This window comes from Actibacterium naphthalenivorans (genome assembly GCF_014196965.1).
In the GTDB taxonomy this organism is placed as follows: domain Bacteria; phylum Pseudomonadota; class Alphaproteobacteria; order Rhodobacterales; family Rhodobacteraceae; genus Actibacterium_A; species Actibacterium_A naphthalenivorans.
The window spans coordinates 1,298,754-1,320,951 of record NZ_JACIEQ010000001.1 but is presented as its reverse complement, the minus strand read 5'-3'; the positions used below and the strand labels follow the sequence as shown (position 1 = coordinate 1,320,951).

Sequence of the window (22,198 nt, the reverse complement as noted above, 5' to 3'; positions counted from 1 at the left end):
GCCGCGGTAACCCTTACTTGACCGCCCCGCGGCTGGAAAATTCCGGAATTCCGGGTTAAGCATCGCAAGAGCACGCAGACAGTGCTTTTCCGTCCGGCCCTTCGATTTCAGGTACGATCTTGCACTCTGCTCAGACCCCCCCGCTATCGAAATTTCACGTGAACGCGGCCGGCTTGTTCTGGTTCGTGGCGCTGCTGGCCATCTCTGTGCCGCTGTTCTGGATCGGCTTCGTCTCGCTGGCAAAGTCATGGACGACGCCCGAATACAGCTATGGCATCCTGATCCCGTTCATCTCGCTCTACCTGTTCCTGCGCGAGCTGCGGCGCTATCCCCTGCCGGCCGAAACGGTCACCGACCGCTGGCCGGGCGTGCTGGTCATCGCGCTGTCGCTGGTGATCGCGGTTATGGGCAACCTGGTGCGGATCCCCGATATCGTGACCTATGGTTTCATCCTGTGGGTCGGCGGCGTCACCCTGACGGTGTTCGGCTGGAAACGCGGATTGATGCATTGGGCGCCGGTGCTGCATCTGATCTTCATGCTGCCGCTGCCGCAGTTCCTGTACTGGAAAATCTCGATCCTGCTGCAATCGATCTCTTCGGTGCTGGGTGTCTGGTTCGTCAGCCTGGCCGGGGTGTCGGTGTTTCTGGATGGCAACATCATTGATCTGGGCGTCTACAAGCTTCAGGTGGCAGAGGCATGCTCCGGCCTGCGCTATCTGTTCCCGATCCTGTCGTTCTCATATCTCTTCGCGATCCTCTATCGCGGGCCGATGTGGCACAAGGCGGTGCTGCTGCTTTCGGCCGCGCCGCTGACCGTGTTCATGAACTCTTTCCGCATCGGGGTGATCGGGGTTCTGGTCAACAGCTACGGCATCGAACAGGCCGAAGGCTTTCTGCATTTCTTTGAAGGCTGGGTGATCTTCCTGGCCTGTGTCGGCATCCTGTTCCTGATGGCCATCGCGTTGCAGCGGCTGACCCCGAACCCCCTGCCGCTGGGCGAGGCGATCGACCTTGATTTCGAGGGTTTCGGCCCGATCATGGCGCGGATTTTCTCGATCCGGTCCTCTGTGGCGATGATCACCGCGACTTTGCTGACCCTGGCCGTCACCCTCGCCTGGATCACGGTCAAACCGGCCGACGCCCCGCCGGTGGAGCGCGACCCCTTCGCGCTGTTCCCCAGCAAGATCGACGGCTGGACCGGCCACCGACAAAAGCTGGAGGCCGATGTCGAACGCACCCTTGGCGCCGACGACTATGTCAACATCACCTATATGGCGCCGGACGAGGACGGGTTCGTCAATTTCTTCGTCGCCTTCTACAACAAACAGACCGAAGGCTCGGGCATCCATTCGCCCGAGGTCTGCCTGCCCGTTGGCGGGTGGGAGGTTTATGCGATCGAACCGCACAGCGTGACCTTCGCCAACACCATCTACGGCACGTTTACCCTGAACCGGGCGGTGATCGAAAAGGGTCTGAACCGGCAGATCGTCTATTACTGGTTCGAACAGCGCGGCAAGCGGCATACGAACGACTATCTGGCCAAGGCATCGGTGTTTTACGACAGCCTGACCATCGGCCGCACCGACGGGGCGCTGGTGCGCTTTGTCACCGCCATCGGCGAGCATGAGACAGAGGCGCATGCCGAAGCGCGGATGCTGCGGTTTATGGAGCAAAGCCTGCCGAAACTGCCCCGGTTCGTACCGGAATAGGCCATGCCGCGCCGGCACCGGCAAATGCAGGCGATCCGGGCTTGAAGTCCGGCGGTTTCTCACGCGATGATCGCGCGATGAACCTGTCCCCCGAAGCGCCGCATCACATGCGATCCCGCCGCCTTCCGATCGAAACACTGCCTGTGGTGCTGATCGTGATCTGCGCGCTGATCGAGCTTGTGCTGTCGGCCGCCGACCACGGGCTGATCTCTCCGGCACGGCTGCGCTATACCGCCTATGAATACGGCGGGTTCTGGCCCGGCCTGCTGCGCGACTGGAAGCCGAATTTCGCGGGCCAGCCGGTGCTGATGTATTTCACCTATGGCTTTTTGCACGGCGGCCCGGTTCATCTGATCGTCAACATGTTCACCCTGTATTCGCTTGGCCGTGCGGTGGTCGACCGGGTGGGGAACTGGCGCTTTTGCGTGATCTATCTGGTGGCGCTTCTGGGTGGGGCCGGGCTCTACGGGGTGTTGGCCAGCGGGCTGCAGCCGATGGTGGGCGCCTCTGGTGCGCTGTTCGGCCTGGCCGGTGCCATTGTCACCTGGAACTACGCCGATCGCCGCGCCTATAATCTGGGTCTCTGGCCGGTCGGGCGCGCGGTGCTGCTGTTGCTGGTGCTGAACCTGGTGCTGTGGTGGGCGATGAAGGGGCAGCTTGCCTGGCAAACCCATCTGGGCGGCTTTCTGGCGGGCGCCGCGGCGGCCTGGGTGCTGGGGCGAAATGAGCATTGAGCCCTCGGGGTCACGCCCCTGAAAATGGCGGAATTCACGAAACCGGCGGCGCTTGCGGCAGCCGGGCGGCAAAGAAGCGGCGGAACCGCGCCAACCGCGGGGTTTTTCTGTGAATTGGGAAGTTTGCCGTAGAAACCGTTACTTGCAACGATTAGCGTGCCCCGCAAAGAATGCGGAAGATGCAACGGGCCCGACCACAAGGGCCCGCGCCGCCGAGCAGAACATGTTGAACGAGTAGTGCCGGAAGGTATCGGACAAAAGGACGTTACAGGATGAAAGTCGTTATTCTGGGCCTGGGTTATGTTGGCTTCACCGCCGGCTGCTGCATCTCGAGCGAAGGGCACAGCGTCGTCGGTATCGACGTGAACCAGAAGAAGGTTGATGCCATCAACGCCGGCACCCCGCCCATCGTCGAACCGCAGGTCGGGGAGATGCTGAAAGATGCACTTGCCAAGGGGCTGTTCCGGGCCGACACCAAAATCGGCGACCATCTGGAAGACGCCGATCTGGCCATTGTCTGCGTCGGTACGCCCTCGGCGCCCGACGGATCGCATAACATGGGGTATATCGCCGATGTCACCTGGCAGATCGCCGAGGCGGTGAAACGCGCGGGCGCGGGCACGCTGTCGGTCGCCTATCGCTCCACCATCCGGCCCGGCACTGTCGAGGAGCTGATCCAGCCGATTTTCATCTCTGCCCTGGGCGAGGATTTCGAAAAGCGCGTCTCGCTGGTTTATAACCCGGAGTTTCTGCGCGAAGGGTCGGCGGTCAAGGATTACTTCCAGCCGCCCAAGATCGTTGTCGGCACCCGCGATGCCCAGCCCAACCCGGCGATGGAAACCCTGAACCGGAACATCGACGCGCCGACCTTTCACGTCGGCTTTCGCGAATCCGAGATCACGAAATTCGTCGACAACACATGGCATGCGGTCAAGGTGGCCTTTGCCAATGAAATCGGCCGTGTCTGCCTCGAATCCGGTATTTCAGCGCGCAAGGTGCATGAGATCTTCATCTCCGACACCAAGCTGAACATTTCACCCTATTACACCCGCCCCGGCGGGGCCTTCGGCGGCTCGTGCCTGCCCAAGGACGTGCGCGCGCTGCAGCATATCGGGGCCGATATCGGCGCCAACCTGCATCTGGTCGACAGCCTCATCCGCTCGAACGAGGCGCATAAACACGCGCTTTTCGCCTATGCCTGCGACGGGCTGGCGCCTGGCGCGCGCATCCTGATGGCCGGGCTTGCCTTCAAGGCCGGCACCGACGACCTGCGCGAAAGCCCGAATGTGGATCTGGCGCGCAAGCTTCTGAACGCGGGCTATCAGGTCGAGATCTTCGACCCCGCGATCGAGGCCGACATGCTGATCGGCGCGAACCTGGGCTATGCCTATAGCCACCTGCCCGCGCTCGAGCGCCTGCTTATTTCCAAGAAGGAAGCAGAAGCAAATACTTACGATAGAATTCTCGCAGCGAACGCCACGATTAGAGAGCTTAGCCTGACCGATGAATCAAACATTCGCGACCTCGGCACCCTCAACTGAGCCGGAGCCGGCCCCCGCCACCCCCAGAATGGATGCCGCCCGCGCCGCGAAGCCGCTGGCCGGGCGCCGTGTTCTGATCATTGTGGAAAACCTGCCGCTGCCCTTCGACCGCCGTGTCTGGCACGAATGCCGCACGCTGACGGCCGCGGGCGCGCAGGTTTCGGTGATCTGCCCCACGGGCAAGGGATACGAAGAGCGCTATGAGGAAATCGAGGGCGTGCATATCTACCGCCACCCGCTGCCGATCGACGCCAAGGGCGCCTCGGGCTATCTTCTGGAATATGGCGCCGCGCTCTGGCACGAGATGCGCCTGGCGCTGAAGATCGCGCGCAGGCACGGGTTTGACACGCTTCAGGGGTGCAACCCCCCCGATCTGATCTTTCTGATCGCCTGGCCGTTCAAGCTGTTCGGCAAGCGCTATATCTTCGATCATCACGACATCAACCCCGAGCTTTACGAGGCCAAGTTCAACCGGCGCGGCTTTTTCTGGAAGCTGATGGTGCTGTTCGAGCGGCTGAATTTCCGCACCGCCAATGTGGTGATCTCGACCAACGAATCCTACCGCGAGATTGCCCTGACCCGTGGCGGCAAGGCGCCGGAGGATGTGTTTGTCGTCCGCTCGGGGCCCGATCTGACCCGGCTGAAGCTGCTGCCCGCGAACCCGAAATGGAAAAACGGCCGCCAGTACATGGTCGGTTATGTCGGCGTCATGGGCGATCAGGAAGGGCTGGACCTGCTGCTCGCTGCTGCGCAGGATATCGTGCAGACCCGTGGCTACGACGTTCAATTCGTGCTTGTGGGGGGCGGCCCCGCCCGTGACGAGATCGAGGCGATGGCCCGCGATCTGGGGCTTCAGGATCACGTCACCTTCACCGGCCGCGCGCCCGACCATGATCTGTTCGAGGTGCTTTCCACCGCCGATGTCTGTGTGAACCCCGATCGGGTGAACCCGATGAACGACAAATCGACCATGAACAAGATCCTCGAATACATGGCGTTTTCCAAGCCCATCGTTCAGTTCGACGTGACAGAAGGCCGCCATTCCGCACAGGACGCTTCGCTTTACGCCAAGGCGAATGACACGCGGGACATGGCCGACAAGATCGTATCGCTGCTTGATGCCCCCGACACGCGCCAGGCGATGGGCGAGTACGGGCGCAAAAGGGTTCAGGCAGAGCTGAGCTGGGATCATCAGGTCGATACGTTGATCGACGCCTATCAGCGCGCTGCCCGCAAATAGTTCGGGCGGCCGGAGGGTTACATCCGCTGACGCCGCAGGTTGTCGCTCAGCCGGTTGACCAGCCGCCGGTGAAACGGCAGCACCCGCGAAAGCTCGGCGTCACGTTCGGCGATCACCTCGGGTGCCAGTAGTGGCGCCGGGGCCGTGGGGGCCGGGTTGCCCATCTCATAGGCGAACCGTTCGAAATCCTGCGCATAGATCGTGGCAATCAGCGCCAGATCGGCATCATCCGGCACCACCTTCACCGATTTGACCTTGGAAAAATCGCCGCGCTTGTTGGTATGCGGCACCGCGCGCGGCCCGGCCTTGCCGCCTGTCACCTCGTCGAACCAGGGCACCAGCGCATCCAGCCCGTGTTCGAGGTAAAACAGCTTTGCCCCCTCGGGCACCATTTCATTCATCGGACGCAGGTGGTTGTCATAGAGGAACGGTTGTTCCTCCATCTGCTCTGCCACGTTTATCAGCCAGTCGCTGAAGCTGACGTTCCGCGAGATTGTATTCTCCACCTCAAGCTGGAAGTGATAGGCGCTGACCACCCGCGCCACCGGATGGCGCACGATGGCAAAGCTGTGGTCGAAGAAGCCCTGCGGGAACATCCGGTTCAGCGTCTCGACATCCACATGCTGCGGCGAGGTTTTCGACCAGCGCTTGCGCTCGGGCACCGACAGAAAGCGGCGATCCTCGAAGGCCAGCGGGCCGAAGCGGTTGTTCAGATAGGTCTGCACCGCCGAGCCGCCGCATTTGGGAACATGGGCGAAAAAGATCAGCTTGCTGTCAGCGCGGATGATCGGCATCACATGGGTCCTGTCTGCTGCCGTTGCGGCATTGTTCCGGCCCGTTCGGGGCGCGTTGCTCGGGTTGCCGCCGAACACACGGCCGCACTCAGAGAGGATGCTAGAGGATGGATCGGCACGGGGAAAGCTCCGCTACTCGTAAACACCTGATAAATATCACTTTGATACAGAATTGTCACCGCCTCGCCGGTCGCTGCCGCCGCATGCGGCTTTGGGTGTAAGGTTTTGAAAAACATGTGTTTTGCAAGACAACCATGCTGGCTTTGCACGCGAAACCAACTGTTTCCGCACCCGTGGCACAGGGCAGCGCGCGGTGGGTTAGGGGCGCCTCAACCGATGCTTCCTAGGGTTCACGGGACCGGGCGCAGGGCCCGAGGCGATTAAGGAGCGAACCCAATGTCACTTGATGCATTCGATGGCCAGATGTCCGGCCTGCAAAGCCCGGCCACACGGATCGAGGAAATCATCCCCGACGACGCGACCGACCTTGCCCGCGTGACCCGCGCGCTGAATGTGGCGCAGGCCGGGCTGGTGCGGTTGATCACGCTCAGCGGCGACCAGAGCGATGTCTTCATCGGCGCCGGTGTGGCCTTTCCGATCCGGGCGACACGGGTGATGGCAACCGGTACCACCGCGACGGGTATTCGCGGGCTTTCGTGACACTCAGCGGGGCGGAAACGGCAGGGGGTATTCGTGCCGCGGGCCGGGCGCGGCCTCCGGCAGGCGAAATTCGATCAGCCTTGTGGGGCTGAGCGGGCTGAACCCATTATCGGTGATCAGCGTCAGTACCATCTGCCCCGTGTCATCGCGCCATGCGGCGATGCCTTCGGCATTGCCAAGCTTGCCCGCCGGGCTGGTGTAAAGCACGTCTGACAGCATGGCGTTCTCGGTCAGGGTGAGACGGCGGATGCGGAAGCTGAAGCCGGCCAGCAGGTTGAACCTGCGCTCGACCAAGTACAGCCGCCCGTCAGGGCCGAGGTCTGCGCCGGTGATGGCAAACCCGTCGGAGATCGGGAAGGCGAAGGGCCCGGCCCAACTTTTTCCGTCATAAAGGAATGCGGAGGTGCGGGTGCCTCTGCCCTTGCCTTCGACCCAGGCGGCGATGCGGCCGTCGGGCAGGGGGGCTATCGCCTCGAATGACTGGTTGCCGAACAGGCGGCGAAAGGCGTTCCAGTGATGGGTCGAGCGGGGTTTGGCGCCCGGCGCGGCATAGCGTTTCACCCGCGTATAGCTTTCGAACGACACCAGAAGGCTGCCATCGCGCAGGCGGGCGAGGTCTTCCGCATCGCGCTGAAAATCGGTGAACGGGGGGTCGCCCGGGCCCGACAGGGGATATTGCCCGGTAGGCGTGATCGCGCGGATCGCGCCGTTTTCGCGTGTGATCGTGCCGGTATAAAGCGTGCCGTGATCACTGACGGCCAGCAGCGATTTCCCATGATCCTCGACCAGAAGGCCGGAAAACCCGCCGAAGGTGTCGCCCTCCATCCGCCATTCGAAGACGTGCGGGCCGGTTTCGGGGGTAGCGGGGGCAGGGGCTGCGCCAAGGATCAACGCTAGCAGGGCGGGGGCAAGGCGGTGTTTCAGTTTGGCATCCTCGGGCGGCAATGTTGCATTGCGGCGGGCATTGTTACCCCGCTGTTCCTAGCATACGGATTTGCCTTGCAGCGAGACGAAAAACATTGACCCTCTGCGGCAGATTCCAGTTGGGTGAGTGCCATGTTAAAACCGGTTTTGCTGCTTGTTTCGGGAAACGCTTTCAGCTCGCTGATCCTGCTGGTGCGCAACCTGCTGGTGGCGCGTCTGATCAGCGTCGAGAACTACGGGATCGCCGCCACCTTTGCCGTCAGCATGGCCATTGTCGAGATGATGTCGCAGCTTGGCCTGCAGCAGATGATCGTGCAGGACAAGGATGGCGAGAACCCGGCGCTTCAGGCCGGGTTGCAGGGGTTTCAGGCGCTGCGCGGCACGATTTCGGGCGTCATCCTGTTTGTCATAGCGGATCCGCTGGCGCGGTTTCTGGGCATCCCCGAGGTCATTTGGGCCTATCAGCTCATGGCGCTGGTGCCGGTGCTGAACGGCTTTACCCATTTCGACGTGTTCCGCCTGCAGCGGCAGATGATCTATCTGCCGTTCATGATGACGATCTTCGTGCCCGCGCTGATTTCGGTTCTTCTGATCTGGCCGCTGGACCAGCTGTACGGCGATTACCGTGTCATGCTTTATGCGGTTCTGGCGCAGGGGGTGATGAAGCTGTTGACCTCGCATCTGGCGGCGCGGCAGCGGTATCGCTTGACGCTGGACAGGGCGGTCATGATGCGGGGGTTGAGCTTTGGCTGGCCGCTTCTGGTCAACAGCCTGCTGCTGTTTCTGGTGCTGAACGGCGAAAAGCTGGTGGTTGGGCGCGAACTGGGCATGTCGCAGCTTGCGCTGCTGGCGATGGGGTTCACCCTGACGCTGACACCCACGCTGGTTCTGGCGCGCAGTGTGCAATCGTTCTTTCTGCCGCAGCTTTCGGCCGCGCAGGACGAGGATGAACGGTTCCACGATATCGGCGCGGCCACTGTCGAGGCCAATATCCTGAACGGGCTGATACAGGTGGCGGCGGTGGCGCTGATCGGGCCGATCTTTGTGCAGACGGTTCTGGGCCCGAAATACGAGCCTATGATCCCGCTGCTGCTGTGGCTGGCCATCCTGCATGCGGTGCGGGTGTTCAAGGCGGGGCCGGCGGTGGTGGCACTGGCGCGGGCGAAGACGGACAATGCGATGTGGGCGAATCTGTTTCGCGCGGCCTCGCTTGCTGTTTCCTGGTATGCGACAATTCAGGGCTATGGGCTGATTGTCGTGATCTGGATCGCGACGACCGCGGAGCTCCTGGGTTTTTTCGTCTCGCTTTATCTGCTGAAAAAACGGATCGGTTTCCCGCTGCGGCGAGTGGGGGCCACCGCAGGCCTGGCGCTTGGCTTTCTTGGGGTCTACTTCGGCCACGGCTGGGTGGTTCAGATGCAACAGCCGCCGATGATCGATCCGCGTTGGACGGGCGGCGCGGCGGTTGTGCTGTTTATTCTGTGCCTTGCGTCGATGACCGCCTTGCGCGGTTTCGTGCTGCGGCGCAGAACCAGAGGCAAACGGCGGAACGGCTGAACGAGGAGTGCGGATGACATCGCCTGTGCTGATCCATATCGGCTATCACAAGACGGCCACAAGCTGGATGCAGCAGTTCCTGTTTCATCCCGAGAACGGCTATTTCCCGGTGGCCGATCATGCCGACGTGCACCGCCATGTCACCAGCCCGCATGGGCTGTGGTTCGATCCCGACGACATGCGCCGGCTGATCGCCGAACGCAGCGCTGCCGCCCCGCCGGGAACGCTGCCGGTGGTGTCGTCCGAGATCCTGTCGGGCAATCCGCATTATGGCGCGCATGAAAGCGATGTTTATGCCGAGCGGCTGAAACGGATCGCGCCGGAGGCGAAGATCCTGATTTCCATCCGCGCACAGATGCGGGTGCTGCCCTCGATCTACATGCAATATCTGCTGCGCGGCGGTACCCTGCCCCATGACCGGTATCTGGAGGGGGAGGCAGAAGTTGGCTATCTGGCGTTTTCGCCCGATCACTTCGCCTATGATCGGCTGGTCGCGCTCTATCAATCGCTGTTCGGGGCCGAGAACGTCTACATTCAGACGCAAGAGGCGCTGAAGGCGGATATGGATGGCGCCGTCCGGGCGATGGCGGCCGCCGTGGGGAATACCATGTTCCGCGCGCTTCCCGAACGGGCGGTAAAGGTACGCGCGCCGGGATATCCCGAATATGCTGCGCCGTTCCTCCGACGTGTGAACCACGTTCAGGCCGGGCCGATGAATGTGAACCCGATGATCGGTATCGCGGCGGACAGCCGGTTCTTGTACCGCGCCACCGGCTTTGCCTTGCGCCGGCCGCCGCTTTCGCTGTTGCTGAAGAACAACCGGCCGGTCAGCGATTACGTGAAGCGCCGGTTCAAGGGGCATTTCACGCAAAGTAATGCGCGGCTGGCGGAAATCTCCGCCAACCCGCTTGATCTGTCGGCCTATGGCTGAGGGGCTCAGCCCGCGTCGGCACCTTTCTTCCATGCGTCGGCGTTGACGGTGGCGGCTGTTCCCGAGATCTGCTTGTAGGGTGCGCCTGTCGGGGCTGACCCGTCGGGCATGGCAGATTTCCACGCCTTGAGGTGGGTAACCGTGCCCTCTGACTGGGATCCGCCCGAATTCGTCGCCAGAAACGACAGGTTGCGCGCGCTTGGGAATGTGCCGGAAGAGGTCAGCCCGGTGCGCGTCAGCACTTCGGCGCCGTCCACGAAGGCCCGGAAAGACCCGTTGGCCGGGTTGCTCAGATCAATGGCGATACGGATCGTGCGCTCGGTCGTGCCCGGGTCGGGGATGGTGCTGGATGTCTGGTTGCCCAGCAGCGTGGTGCCGGACCCGTCGGACAAGGTGCAGCGCAGAACGCCGCTGCCAGGCAGATATTCCACCTTCAGCGCGTTGCTCGAAAGGCCGAACAGCCGCTGCGCGCTGCCGCCGGTGATGGTCATCTTCGCCTCGAGCGTCAGGGTGGCGATGGTGCCGATCCCGGCCTGATCAAGAAAATAGGGGCCGTTGCCGCCCACGGTGAATTGAGCCGGCGCGGCCAGCGCGCTTCTGAACGTTGTTCTGGTTTTTAGCGGCAGCGCTGCAAGCCCGGCCTGTCCGACATCGGCAACCGGACGGTTCAGATAGTAATCGTCCAGGTAATCATCGGGCCATTGCTGCCAGCCGGGCAGGGCGCCGAACCCGTCTTCCACCGAAGAGGCATAGGTGAAGACGCCGCTGTTGGGGCTGACCCGCACCCCCGAAAAACCAGAGCCGCCGGCATTGGCCACGATCACCGCGTTTTGCGCCGGTTCGCCGCCGATCGTCATACCCATGACCTCGGCCCGGTGGGCAAAGGTGGCGGGCATGGCGGGCAGGCCGCGGCGCAGGCGTTCGGTGGTGATGTCATGGCCATCCATCCACAGGTCCACATAGCTGCCATCCGGCGCCCAATAGCTGCGGTCAAACGCGGGCACTGGCCAGGACACCAGACCGGCGGATTTCAGAATGGCATTCGCCCCCAGCCGGGCCAGACGTTCCAGCCCGTCCTTGGTGTAGGACGAAGCATGCGAGGTATCCGTCCATTGCGTGCCGGCGGGGTCATAGACATTGTCGCCGGCATGGGGATAGCCGCGGTCTATGTCGCTCATGCCGAGGCTGTGGGGCAGGAACATGCTGAAATTCGGATTGCTGCCAAGCGCGATCCAGCTGGCGACAAGGGCTTCGTAATTGTCATCGTTCGAATCGGAATAGCCGGTCTGCGACACCGTGGTTCCGCGCCCGTGCGGGCCGATCAGGGCAAAGCGGGTGTGGGCGAAATCGTAAAGCTCTGTGAAATTATGGTGCAGCGGAAAGGACAGGCCCTTGCCTGTGGTCGTGAAGGTGGCCGACGGGCCGGTTCCGGCGGCGCTTCCATCCAGCCGTTTGCCCGTGACGATGGCGGCGACAATCTCGGCGTAGTCGCCTGCGGTCTGCAGCTCGGAGGCGATCCACGAAGACGTGACGATGCCCACGTCCTGCCCCTCGGCCAATGCGAATTGGTGCAGCGCCAGATCATCCGACCACAGGCGCGTGCTGTCATTGTCGTTGACCAGTTGCCGCCAGCCGGTGCCAGATTGGGTATGGGCGATTACCGCCAGTTTCAGCCCCGGCAGTGCCTCGAGAAACGTGTTGGCAAAGGCCACGGCGGCGGCGCTGAGCGGGCTGGCATCGCTCAGATAGGTAACGGAGGGTGTGGCGCCGCTGCGGGTGAAGATCTGCACCGCGTTTTCGTCAAGCAGCGGGTCGGGCGGGGTGTTGCTGAAGCTTGCGTTGAAGATCCGGTCCCAGTTCGACTGCTCCCAGAACGAGATGATCAGCCCCGCGCCGAACCGGTTCGCGCCCTGCGCGGTCACGGTCGGCTGTGCCTTGATGCGCACTTCGGGCAGGTACCATGACGGGTTGCGCGGCGCGACCAGCGTGCCAGACCAGTTGCCACCCGCGTCGATCGTGGCAATGTCGACCCAGGCGGTAGAGCTTGCCCCGGCATCATCGGTGGAAACGCCGCGCGCCTGTACCACCTCGCCGCTGGTGCCGGTGCCCGAAAGCGGCACGCTGGCGCCATCCTGGCCAAGCGCCAGGCCGCTGTCGAAAACGGTCATGTCGCGGGTGAACTCATTCAGCGTCAACTGTGCCGTCACCGGCGGGGCCTGCGTGGCAGAGGCCCCCGGGCCGATCGCCAGCCCCATCATTATCATCATTGTCAGTACCTTCCATGCGCCGCAGCGCACAGCCGTCCTGGCCAGGCTGACAAAGACCGCGAGGCAGGCGCGGACGATCAGCGCAGGATGCGGGCAGGGGATGGCTGGGGCGCGCGGTTTGAAACTCAATTTGCCGCTCCGGAAAAGGTACAGATCGTCTTTGGCATTTTCCGCCCGCTTGCTCAAGCGTCATGCCCTTTGTCGCTGGTGTCGCGGCACCTTTCCGAAGCAGGGAAAGCCTGCCCGCGATGTCCGAAGGAAGGGCTAAGCCACAGGCTTTTGCCTTCACGGAATCTTAATGCGGTTTTCGCCGGGCGTGGCCGTCTGCCCCTGTGATCGGGCCGCAAACCGGGTTAGGCTGCGGCGTGCAGGGTGTTGGTTGAGATAGGTGATATGGTGTTCAGTCGTTTTTTGTTTTCGTTGTCTCTGGGCTTTGCGCTTTTCGCCGCCGGTTCGGCCGGCGCCGGCTGTGCGGGGGGACAGCCCGTGGCCGATGCCGGGGCGCTGGCCAAGGCCCTGCGGGGCGCCGACGGGGACACCGTGCTGGCGCTTGCCCCCGGTGATTACGGCGCGCTGTCGCTCAGCGGCAAGCAGGCGGGCTGGAAGGGCCGGGTAACGCTCTGCTCGGCCGATCCGGCGCGGCCGGCGCGGTTTTCCGGCGTAGCCCTGAGCAATGTGTCGAACCTGAGTTTCGAGGATCTGCTCTTCGACTACGTCTATACCTCTGGCGACACCACCGACAGCAGTACGCCATTCCGCGTTTCCGGGGGGGAAGGGATCAGTTTTTTGCGGGTGCATTTCGACGGCGATCTCGCGACCGACGGACCGCCCGAGCAAAAGGGCTTTCCCATCGCGCGGGGTCTGTTCGTGCGTAACGCCCGTGACATCCGGGTAGAAGACAGCGTGTTCGAAAGGTTCTATCGCGGGGCCGTGTTCAACATGGTCGACGGCGTGATCTTCCGGGGCAACGATGTGCACACGATCCGTTCGGACGGGCTGAACCTCGTGGCGCTGCACGGCGCGCTCATCGAGCGGAACCACTTTCACGATTTCGCCCGGTCGCTGCAGTCGAAGGACCATTCCGACATGATCCAGATGTGGACCCGCAGCACCAGCCGCCCGAGCGTGGATATCACGATCCGCGGCAACCGTTTCAACTCCGGCAGCGGCTATTACACCCAGTCGATCTTTCTGCGCAACGAGATGGTCGACAGCCGCGGCGCGGGTCGGGACATGTGGTATCGCAACATCACGATCGAGGATAACGCAATCATCAACGCCCAGCTTCACGGTATCACGGTGGGCGAGGTGGTCGGCCTGACCATCCGCAACAACAGCGTTCTGCGCAGCCGGGCATCGGCCCATCCGCAGAAAAGCGGCGATGTCACCATCCCGCGCATCTCTGTCAAGCCACGCGCCGAGCAGGTGACCATCGCGGGCAATGTCGCGCTGGCGGTGCCCGGCGGCGGCGGCCGGCCGGACTGGACCGTGCAGAACAACATCACCGTGCAGGACAAGGCGCCGGGCCAGCCGGGCTATTACACCGAGGCCTTCGTCGCGCCGCCCGAGGATTCGCCGGCCCGTTTCGCGCAGTTTCAGGTGCTTCCGGGCGGCATTCTGGACGGGGCGCAGGCCGGCGCGCCGATGCTGGCCTATGATCCGGCGCCGCCGCAGGTCACGCCACTGATCCGGGCAGTGCCGGTGCGGGGGCTGCGCAGCTTCACCTTCGACGCGGGCTTCAGTGCCGGGCCGGACGGGCCGCTTGCGGATCAAGGGGCCACGTTCGACTGGCGGTTCAGCGATGGGGCCACGGCGCAGGGGGTAAGCGTGGCGCATCAGTTCGCACGGGGCGGGCGGCAAAGCGCCATGCTGACGATAACATCGGGGAATCGGCAGGTTTACGCCACCCAGTTGGACATTATCGTGCCAAACTGAAACAATCCAAGGTGGTGAGCCAGGTATTGTTGCGGCCGGAACAGGTCTTTGTGAGAAACGCCCGGCTGTGTTGATTTATCAGGAAAAATGGCTGATCACTGCGGTGGGGTGGGTGTGTTAGAGAGTGGTCCAAGGCAAGAAATGCGGAAGCCGGTGCTTGGTGTCGTTATCGTCACCTACAATTCTGAAGATATCATCCTGGACTGCCTCGAAAGCCTGCTGTCGAGCGGCGATCCGGATTTGCGCATTGTCGTGGTCGACAATGCCTCGCCCGATGCAACGGTTTCGCGGCTGCGTGAATGGGCAGCCGGCACCGCGCCCTATACACCCCCGGCCGACAGCCCGTTTTCATTCGTTCCGGCGCCCAAGCCGCTGGCCCTGATCGAAGGCCAGCGCGGCATGGCGCCCGACAGATCGGCCGATGTAACGCTGCTGCATTCGGGGCGCAACGCGGGCTATGCGGGCGGTGTGAACGCGGGGCTGGCCTATCTGGCCCAGTTCGAAGAGGTCGACGATTTCTGGATACTCAACCCCGACAGCATGGTGCCCGGCGCCTCCATCGCCGCGCTCAAGCAAAAGCTGGCCACGGTGGGCGAATACGGGATGATCGGCGGCCGGGTGAACTATCTGGAACGGCCTGACCGGATTCAGATCGACGGCGGCACGATCAGCCTGAACACCGGGGTCACCGGCAATATCAATCTGGGAAAATCGCACCGCGAAACGCCGCCGCCCGATGCCGGGCAGCTTGATTTCATCACCGGCGCCAGCCTTGTCGCGTCGCGCAAGTTCTATGAAACCGTTGGTCCGATGATCGAGGATTACTTCCTCTACTACGAAGAGGTTGACTGGGCGTTGCGGCGCGGTGATCTGCCTTTGATCTATTGCGACGGGTTTGTGGCCTATCACCGCGCGGGCACGTCGATCGGCTCGCCCACCTTTGGCCGCATCGCCTCGCCGTTTTCGCATTACTTCAAATACCGCAGCCGGATGATGTTTCTGCGCCGGTTGCGCCCGTGGAGGCTGCCGCTTGGTTATGGCTACGCGATGGCGAAAGCCGCGCAGATCATGGTCAAGGGTCACGCGCCCGAAGCCTGGGCGGTTGTCGCCGCTGTGAACGGGCTGGCGCCGCCCCGCAATGTGCGCGGTGTGCTGTCGCCCGATACGGCGGAATATGTGTTCGGCCGGTCCGCCGGCAAGGATACCGGCAAGACCCAGCATATGCGGTCCTGAGCGCCGGCGCGGCTTTTGCTGCATGCGGCATGAAAAAACCGGCCCCACCATCTGGCGGGGCCGGCTTTCGTTACGCGGCCGAGGGACTTAGCCGAGGAACAGATCGGTGATCTGGTCGGAAGGAAGTTCCGATGCGAAACCGAAATTGTCGATATTCCCTTCGATGCTGCTGTGCCACGAGTTGCCGATGGACAGGCCCCAGCGGCTTTGGTCCGCGGTCGGGCCGGTGACATTGTTGAGCACCGTGAGCTCGTCATCGATCTCCATCGAAAGGGTGGCCGTGGCGCTGTCATAGGCGATCGTGGTGTCATGCCAGGCGGTATCGTCGAAGCTGGCCGACTGGCTGGTCAGATGATAGCTGCCGGTGCTGGTCACGAGCTTGACGTGCAGGTAGCCCTGATCGTCGATCACCGTGTCCATGATCTTGTGCTGGTCCAGAAGCTGGCCGCCCGAGTTCATGTTGGTGCGCTGGAAGTCGAAGCTGATGGCAAAGCTGTCGACCGCGCTCATGTCCAGTTCGCCGCGGTTGTAGCCGATGCTGTTGCTGCCATTCAGGTGATAGGCGGTGCCATCCACCCCGGTGGCATATTCGGCGATACCACCCATCTTGCGGAAGCTGGTTGTGCTGACCACCTCGTCGAAAACCGTGTTTTCGAACGACAGGAACGATTGCGGCACGAAATCGGTATCGACGGTCGCAACCGAGCTGCCGGTGCCACCGGCGACCTGAACATCCACTGCGGCGTTGTTGTAGTAGTGGAAATCCTCAAACGTTCCGTCCAGCGAGGCGTTCCAGGTGTTGCCCAGCGTCAGACCCCACTTGGAGACATCGGTCGTGGTACCGGTTGCCGTGGTCTGCGCCTGGACTGTGCCATCCACCTCGATCTGCATGACGCCAAGCTGGCCATCAAAGACCAGGGCGATGTCATGCTCGCCCGCCGCCGCATAGACGGGTTCGGAAGAACGCACCTGAAAATCGCCGTCCGAGGTTGTCAGGCTGAAGTTGATATGCCCCTGGCTGTCCACCTTCGCCGTCAGGCTGCGGTGCATGTGCAGGAACACGCCGGTTTCGCCATCCTGAAGGGTTTCAAGCTGCAGCTCGATCCGGAAATTATCCTGGCCGTACAGGAAGCTGTTGTCGCGCGACAGCTTGTACTGGCTGCTGCTGTCCAGATCATATTCGACATCGCTTGCGGTGGAATCCTGCAAGATGGCATTCACCGTGGGATCGAATGTCGTGGTCGGGCTGGTCGGAGTTGTCGGTGCCGGCGCCGGGCTTGTCGGCGTGTCGGTGTCGGAGGTGTCCGTCGGCGTGGTTGGCGCCGGTGCCGGTGCGGGCGCAGGGGCCGGAGCGGGGGTCGGAGCGGGCGTTGGTGCCGGCGCTGGTGCCACCGGCACAGAGCCGCCCGTCGAGGACCATCCGCCGATCGGCTGGGTCGTCATCACGAAATTGTCGACCACGCCTTTCGCGGTTGCCGACCAGGGATCGCCGATGTTCAGCCCCGTGCTGCTCGTGCCCGCAGTGGACCCGCTGGCGCTGGTGCTGCCGACCACTGTGTTATCGACCAGAAGCTCCAGCTTGCCTGCGGCGGAATCGTAGGAGATATCGATATCGTGCCAGGCGGTATCGGACAGGGTGCCGGCGCCGGTGGTAATCTGGAACTTGCCCTGATCGGTCGTCAGCTTGTAATTCAGCGAGCCGTCGGCACGGACAAACAGATCCATCGTGCCGTTCATCCGGATCAGGCCGCCAGCCTCGCCGACGCTGTCCAGCTTGTAGTCGAACCCGAGCGAGAATGCCTCGAGATCGAAAAGCTGAAGGTTGCTGTTGTCGATCTTGATCAGGCTGTTGCCATCAAGATGAAAGCCCTTGCCCTGCGCGCCGCTCTGAAACGCGGTGCCGCTGGGATCGGTGATCAACACGCGGGAGCCCCAGTAAGAGCTGTCCTGATTGCCGTTCTCGAAATCGAGGCTGACGATATCGTTGCTGCGCACCCCGATGATCCGGGCCACGGTTTCCGACACGCCGCCGGCGGTGGTGACTGTCAGGGCCACAACATGGTCGCCGGCCGAGGCGAAGGTCGGCGCGACTGTCGCGCCGGACATCTGGCTGCCATCGGCGAAGGTCCAGGTGAAGGTCGCCGTTGCCGGGTCGATGGGGGTGCCATCCGTCAGCGTATGCGCCGCGGTCAGTTGTACGGTCTGGCGGTCGGGGCCGATTTCGCTGGCCGATATCGTCGCTTCCAGCGGCGCGGTGGAGCTTGTGCTCCAGCTCGCGCTGGCGCCATAGGTGCCATCCGGCGCGCTGCCGCTGATGAAGCGCAGATCGCGCGCTTCCAGATCGCCTTCGCCCGACAGGTTGACGATGATGTTGTCAACATAGTTGGTGGCGTTGGGATTGGTATAATCCAGGATCAGGTTGTTGGCGGACACGTTCGTGCCGTTGACCGAGATGTTGCCAACCACGTTGTTGTAGACCGTGCTGTTGCTCGTATTGCTCAGATCGATCGCCGGCACACGGCTAACCGCGCTGCTGCTGTTGGTCGTATAGGTGACCGAGCTCTCGTTCTGCAGGACCGTGTTGTTGTAGATCTGCACGTTCTGCGTATCGCCCACCGTGATCCCGTGCTTGGAGCTGTTGTGGACCACGTTGTCGAAGATGCGGATATCCTGGAAATAGACCTGGTTTGTCTTGAACGATTCGTTGTGCATGAAGATCGACTGGGTGCCGGCCCCGCCGCCCGAATCGAGGAAGTTGCCGCTGATTTCCACGTTGGTGGTCACGAGCTTGGCGTTGGTGCCCCAGATCTGGATCATGTCCGAATGGTTTTCGGTCTGCACCGAACCATAGAAATCATGCATGTAGTTGTCGGCGATCACGGCGTTCTGAATGCCACCGGCGCGGAAACCATCGCCCTGGACGCCTGAAATCTCGTTGTTCGAGAAATCGAGCCCGACAACCTCAAGGAAGGTCGTGGCATGATAGTAGTCGGTCATCGTGTTGTGCGAAAAGGTGATGTCCTGCGAATTGCGGACCATCACACCGTTGCCGCCCAGCGTGACATTGCCGGCCCCGTCGACATAGCCGTCGGCGACGCTGTCCATGTTGTTGTTGACGAACTCGATATGGTTCGAGTTCCAGATGTTCAGATCGCGTGTCGACAGATCGCGCGAAGCGACGATGGCCGAACTGTCCATCTCGATCTCGGTGACCGTGATATAGGCGCAGCGGGTCATGGTGATGGTTTCGAACACCGGCGGGGTCGCAGGATCCAGCCCCTTGATCAGGACGGGGTTGTTCGCGTCACCGACATCGGTTGCCGTCATGGTGTATGGCCCGAAGTTGCCATCGACGAGGATCGTGCCTCCGCCGTTTGTCGTCAGTGTCTGAATTGCGGCGTTCAACTCTTGCGAGCTTGTGACGGTGATCGTCGCGGCCTGATGTTCTGCATATGCTGTGTACAGCTGGCTCATGCTGTTCTTTCCGCTCTTGTGCGCCCCGGAAACCCAGTGTTTCCTCAGGGAGGATTAGGTTGATAGCAGTGACAAAGGCCTCCATAGCCCTGGCCAGAAGCATCGCTTGGCTGCAGGGTTTGGAAACGACCGTTGAAAAACCGCCGGATCGTGTACGAATTTGAACTCAGGAATCTGGTCTACATGTGGCCTACTTCGGGCGACCACGGCGCTAAGGTGGCAATCATGAGGCAAACCTTAACAACAATCGAAAAACCGGAACGATTTGGGCCGGATCATGCCCGGCGGGCGTTTTGCGTGCGCAGAAGATTGCTCACCGAGTCGGTAAGCCGCCGACTTGGATTCAGAATAGGCAGTTGGTGAATCGTGAGCGGCCAGAGGCGATTCTTCGGGGCGCACAGTGTAACGGCATGGCGAAAGGCGTTGCGCCTGCGCGCGCTACATGCCGTGAATGCTGTGGAAACAGGGCCGGAAAGCGCGGAGCCGTAGCTCTTGCACCTTTCAGGCAGCGCCCCGCACCGTCGGGCGAGGGGAGCAGCCGAGCGACGTCCGGCGAGCTTGCGGCGTCAGTCGCAGGAGTAGACATCCAGCGGCCTGGTTTTCGCGTCCGCCAGCATCTCTAGCTCAAAAAAGAAGGTTGTCCCGCGTTTCTCCTGCGTGACAAAGCCGATGGTGCCGCCATGCAGTTCCACGATCTTCTTGGCAATTCCCAGCCCGAGGCCCGATCCGCCCTTCTTGCGCTGGCTCGACGAATCCGCCTGTGTGAAGCGGTCGAAGATTGTCGCCTGCGCCGCTTCGGGGATCCCGCAGCCATTGTCTTTGACCGATACGCGGACGGTTCCCTTTTGCGTATCCTGGCTCAGGGAGATCCTGATCTCGCCTCCCTTTTCGGAAAACTTGGCCGCATTAGACAGAAGGTTGGCCATGACCTGCATAAGCCGGTCGCCATCCCCGTTCACCAGAACGGGTTCGTGCGCGCCCGAGCGAATGAAAGAAACACCGTGTTCCGCGGCATAACCCTTGTTGGCCTGAATCGACGCCCTGACGAGCAGGGCAAGATCCATGGGTTCGGGTGCGATGTCCATTTTCCCCGAACCGATCCGCTCCATATCCAGAATGTCGTCGATCAGCCGGCGCAGGCGTTCGCTGTTCTTGTAGGCGATATCCAGAACCTCTTGCGTCTTGCCCGGTTTGTCTTTCAGCGCACCGCCCCGCAACAGGCCAAGCGCGCCCTTGATCGACGTGAGCGGTGTGCGAAGCTCATGGCTGACGATGGAGATGAATTCTGTCTTTGCCCTGTCGACGGCCTCTTGCTCCGTGATGTCGCGCAATATGCCGATAAAGCGCCGGCGCCCGTCCAGCACCAGTTCGGTAACGGTCAGCTCTGCGGGGAATTCACTTCCGTCGCGGCGAAGTCCGGTTTCTCTGCGGCCTTCCCAGGCGATCTTTTTTTCGCCGGAGCTGTCGTATCTTTTCAGATAGGCATCATGCTTTTCGCGATGGGGTGCGGGCATCAACATGCTGATGTTTTTCCCGATAACCTCTTCCGGCGCATATCCGAAAATTCGCCCGCATGCCGGATTGAAGCTGTCGATAATGCCGGTCTCGTCAATCATGACGATCCCCTCACCGATGTTGGAGATGACCGAACGCAATTTGGATTCGTTCTCGACATGGCTGTCGGTCAATGCCTGAAAGGCCCTTGCCAGCTTTCCGACCTCGTCAGCTGTCCCCACCGGCAACTCGAGGCGGGCGTTGTCTTCCTTTGACTTCGTGACCTTGTCGGTAAGCTGTTCCAGCGGAGCCATGAGCCTGCGCGACAGAACCGAGGTCGCGCCGAGGGTCACGAGCAATAGGGCGATGGTGAGCATCATACCGTCACGGCGGATCGCGAGGGCGCCGCTCAGAAGCATATCCCGCGGAATCTGAAGCATGACCGAAAGGGTTTCGTCCGGCTCGTCCTCGTTCACGTTGACGCGCACGAAGTAGGAAATGTTCTGATCGTCGATAAAGGAGTCTTCGCCGGCCTCGGAATTCAGGATTGTATCGACGACCGCCGGAGGCGGTATGGTATAGGCGTCATGGAACTCGAGGCCGGCAATCGTTCCGTCGGTTTCATATTTCAGATAGTCCCCCGCATTGTTGACAACGAAAACACTGTCATTTCGGATGACGCCAGTGAATGCGTGAGACAGAAGCTTTTCATAATCGGCATTCATCACGATCAGGCCGAACGGGTTGTGGTATTCGTCGAACACCGGCAGCACCGCGCGGATGGTGACGATCCGGGGCAAGGAGATCTTTCCGTTTTCCCGATTATAGGTGACATCGGAAAACGAAACCTTGTGCCCGTGATGCGGGCTGGTGTTCAGTTCGTGATCGAGATGCGCTGTCGCCTCCTGAAAATAGGGCTCCGCGTGTTTTTCCTGAAGATTTTCCTTGGGCGTGCGTATGATTACGTCCCCCTGACGTTCCACACGCACCAGTTCGCGCCCGTTGTCTTTCAGTCCGATCAGCCGCGCCTGGGTGTAATAGGGGCGTGTCTCGAGAAGCGCGGTGAAGAGCGAGGCCAATGCCTCGCGCCGGTCAGTCTGAGGGCGGTGATCGATATTGCCGGTGTTGGAAAGCCGTCGCTGCACCACGGCCTGAAACGACGGCGAGACCGAAACCATGAGCAGATCGCTTTTCATCTGGTCATGCACGTTCTTGAACCGCAGGGCCATCAGCCGCGTTTCACCGTTCAGGCCTTCGACAGCGATATCAAGCGTGTTTCTTACAGTCCGGATATAGCTGAATGCACCGATCACGGCTGCCGAAGACACCACAGTCAGGCAGGTAAGGAGAATGATTCTCGCACGCAGCGATTGCATTTGCATCGTGTTTCATGTCCTGCATTGCGACTTCCGGTTGCTGCAACGTGGCGTGGCGCGAGCTCGAAAGATATTGCCGGGGTCTGCTGCTCTTAAGTTTGGAAGGCCTTGGCGGCTTGTCTGTTCGAATTATAGACCACGTTAGCCAAGCCTCCGCAAAGAATGAAGTGCGGAATATGCCGCATGGTCAACTTTTGCGGGAGTATGAATGTGTTATCTGAACCCGCAACGAAAGCCAGAGCGGACCCCGATTCAGCGCATTGTCTCGCATTTTAGAGGTTAAGCGCCCGTTCACGCTCCGCTGCTATCGCTTGTCCCGGGTGAATACA

General features: G+C 61.7%; 14 protein-coding genes. 9 read left to right on the top strand and 5 right to left on the bottom strand.

Translation table 11 applies throughout. The annotated features are described in order from the left end of the window. The first annotated feature begins 158 nt into the window (after positions 1–158). The 4 genes from xrtD (at position 159) to GGR17_RS06520 (ending at position 5,224) form a co-directional block, all read left to right on the top strand. Positions 159–1,709, top strand: a complete 1,551-nt coding sequence (gene xrtD / locus GGR17_RS06535) for a VPLPA-CTERM-specific exosortase XrtD (RefSeq protein ID WP_255353361.1) — start codon at positions 159–161, stop codon at positions 1,707–1,709. Between the two features lie 77 nt (positions 1,710–1,786). Next, complete coding sequence (locus GGR17_RS06530) at positions 1,787–2,443, top strand: rhomboid family intramembrane serine protease (RefSeq protein ID WP_235974407.1); 657 nt, start codon at positions 1,787–1,789, stop codon at positions 2,441–2,443. A 272-nt stretch (positions 2,444–2,715) separates the two neighbouring features. Then, positions 2,716–3,984: a nucleotide sugar dehydrogenase gene (locus GGR17_RS06525; RefSeq protein ID WP_054537623.1), complete on the top strand. Its 1,269-nt coding sequence runs from the start codon at positions 2,716–2,718 to the stop codon at positions 3,982–3,984. A 28-nt stretch (positions 3,985–4,012) separates the two neighbouring features. Further along, positions 4,013–5,224, top strand: coding sequence for a glycosyltransferase family 4 protein (locus GGR17_RS06520; protein WP_054537624.1), 1,212 nt, complete (start codon positions 4,013–4,015; stop codon positions 5,222–5,224). Positions 5,225–5,241: 17 nt separating this feature from the next. On the opposite strand, the gene GGR17_RS06515 is transcribed toward GGR17_RS06520, so the two are convergent. Next, complete coding sequence (locus GGR17_RS06515) at positions 5,242–6,018, bottom strand: sulfotransferase family 2 domain-containing protein (protein WP_054537625.1); 777 nt, start codon at positions 6,016–6,018, stop codon at positions 5,242–5,244. 396 nt (positions 6,019–6,414) lie between these two features. Between GGR17_RS06515 and GGR17_RS06510 the strand changes: the two genes are divergently transcribed. Beyond that, the gene (locus GGR17_RS06510) at positions 6,415–6,678 is read left to right on the top strand and encodes a spike base protein, RCAP_Rcc01079 family (protein WP_037203623.1); all 264 of its coding nucleotides are present in this window, start codon (positions 6,415–6,417) and stop codon (positions 6,676–6,678) included. A gap of 3 nt (positions 6,679–6,681) precedes the next feature. On the opposite strand, the gene GGR17_RS06505 is transcribed toward GGR17_RS06510, so the two are convergent. Continuing rightward, positions 6,682–7,503 (bottom strand): esterase-like activity of phytase family protein, encoded by an 822-nt coding sequence (locus GGR17_RS06505; protein ID WP_054537626.1) that lies wholly within the window; start codon positions 7,501–7,503, stop codon positions 6,682–6,684. A gap of 231 nt (positions 7,504–7,734) precedes the next feature. On the opposite strand from GGR17_RS06505, the gene GGR17_RS06500 reads away from it, so the two are divergent. After that, positions 7,735–9,159, top strand: a complete 1,425-nt coding sequence (locus GGR17_RS06500; RefSeq protein WP_054537627.1) for an oligosaccharide flippase family protein — start codon at positions 7,735–7,737, stop codon at positions 9,157–9,159. 13 nt (positions 9,160–9,172) lie between these two features. Beyond that, a complete protein-coding gene (locus GGR17_RS06495) occupies positions 9,173–10,090 on the top strand; it encodes a hypothetical protein (RefSeq protein WP_054537628.1) in 918 nt (305 codons plus the stop codon). A gap of 5 nt (positions 10,091–10,095) precedes the next feature. Here the strand turns inward: GGR17_RS06495 and GGR17_RS06490 are convergent, their stop codons facing one another. Then, positions 10,096–12,486: a hypothetical protein gene (locus GGR17_RS06490; protein ID WP_157445488.1), complete on the bottom strand. Its 2,391-nt coding sequence runs from the start codon at positions 12,484–12,486 to the stop codon at positions 10,096–10,098. 264 nt (positions 12,487–12,750) lie between these two features. Here GGR17_RS06490 and GGR17_RS06485 point away from each other — a divergent pair, with 264 nt between their 5' ends. Then, entirely contained in the window at positions 12,751–14,292 is a 1,542-nt protein-coding gene (locus GGR17_RS06485; RefSeq protein ID WP_054537630.1) for a PKD domain-containing protein, read from the top strand. A gap of 153 nt (positions 14,293–14,445) precedes the next feature. After that, a complete protein-coding gene (locus GGR17_RS06480; RefSeq protein ID WP_162231801.1) occupies positions 14,446–15,525 on the top strand; it encodes a glycosyltransferase family 2 protein in 1,080 nt (359 codons plus the stop codon). Between the two features lie 87 nt (positions 15,526–15,612). Here the strand turns inward: GGR17_RS06480 and GGR17_RS06475 are convergent, their stop codons facing one another. Both GGR17_RS06475 and GGR17_RS20540 read right to left on the bottom strand, forming a co-directional pair. Next, positions 15,613–18,999 carry a LamG-like jellyroll fold domain-containing protein gene (locus tag GGR17_RS06475; protein WP_054537632.1) on the bottom strand — a complete coding sequence of 1,129 codons (3,387 nt, stop codon included), beginning with the start codon at positions 18,997–18,999 and terminating at the stop codon, positions 15,613–15,615. 566 nt (positions 19,000–19,565) lie between these two features. Further along, positions 19,566–21,806 carry an ATP-binding protein gene (locus tag GGR17_RS20540; protein ID WP_183314768.1) on the bottom strand — a complete coding sequence of 747 codons (2,241 nt, stop codon included), beginning with the start codon at positions 21,804–21,806 and terminating at the stop codon, positions 19,566–19,568. Positions 21,807–22,198 lie beyond the last annotated feature (392 nt).